At 67.6% G+C, this 1272-nt stretch carries 1 protein-coding gene; it reads right to left on the bottom strand.

Annotated features, from left to right (window positions below; translation table 11 throughout):
* Positions 1–1272: efflux RND transporter permease subunit (locus I71_RS01155; protein ID WP_244433545.1), on the bottom strand; the 1272-nt coding region annotated here is incomplete at both ends.

The raw sequence follows: 1272 nt of genomic DNA, 5'->3' as shown, positions 1-1272 counted from the left end.
ACAGCATCGGGTCGAGGGGAAGGACACGAACAGCGAGATCAGCACCGCCGCCGAGACAGTGATGCCGAATTGCAGGAAGAAGCGGCCGATGATGCCGCCCATGAAGGCAACCGGCAGGAAGACCGCCACAATGGTGAGCGTGGTCGCCAGCACCGCCAGCCCGATCTCCGCCGTGCCGTCCAGCGCGGCCTGACGGTGGCCCTGGCCGCGGGCAAGGTGGCGCATGATGTTCTCGCGCACCACGATGGCGTCGTCGATCAGGATGCCGATGGCGAGCGACAGCGCCATCAGCGTCATCATGTTCAGGGTGAAGCCCATCGCCGCCAGCATGCCGAAGGTGCCGAGCACGGCGACCGGCAGGGTCAGTGCGGTGATGACCGTGCTGCGCCAGGAGCCGAGGAAGACCATGACGATCAGGATGGTCAGGATGCCGCCCTCGACCAGCGTCTCCTGGACGTTGCTGAGCGAGTTGGTGATGCCGCGGGAGCTGTCGCGCACCACCGCCAGCGTCACGTCCGGCGGCAGGGAACCGTTGGTGCGCAGATCCTGGATCGCCGCATGCAGGCCACGCGCGACCTCCACCGTGTTGGCGCCCTGCACCTTCACCACATCGACCGCCAGCGCCGGGTTGCCGTTCAGCAGGGCTGCGGAGTCCTGCTCTTCCTGCCCGTCGATCACCTCGGCGACCTGGGACAGGCGCACCGGGCTGTTGCCGCGCCGCGCGACGATCAGGTCCAGCAGGTCGCGCGGGTTGCGTACGCGGCCCTCCACCTGCACCACGCGCTCCCGCCCCTGGCCGGTGACGGTGCCGGCGGGTACATCCTGGTTCTCGCCGGAGACGGTGGCGATCACCTCGTCGACGCCGACGTTCAGCGCCTCCAGCTTTTCCGGCTTCAGTCGGACCAGGATCTGGCGCTTCACCCCGCCGGCGATGGTGGCCTTGCCGACGCCGCGGACATTCTGCAGCCGCTTCAGGATGATCTGGTCGGTCAGAGTGGTGAGGTCGCGCAAGGACCGCAGGTCGGAGGTGACGGCGATGGACAGGATCGGCTGGTCGTCCGGGTTGAAGCGGGTGATCTGCGGGTCCTTCACCTCGTCGCGGAAGGTCGCGCGGATGGCCGAGACCTTCTCGCGCACGTCCTGCAACGCCTGGACCGACGAGGTCTTCAGGTCGAACTCGGCGATCACCACCGACTGGCCTTCGTAGGAGCGCGAGGTCAGCGTCTTGATGCCGGCGATGGTGTTGATCGCATCCTCGACCGGGCGGGTGAT

Origin of the sequence: Azospirillum sp. B506, from assembly GCF_000333595.1 — a bacterium.
Classification (GTDB): Bacteria; Pseudomonadota; Alphaproteobacteria; order Azospirillales; family Azospirillaceae; genus Azospirillum.
Note: the sequence above shows the minus strand (reverse complement) of the source record. Positions and strands in the feature narration are given on the sequence as shown.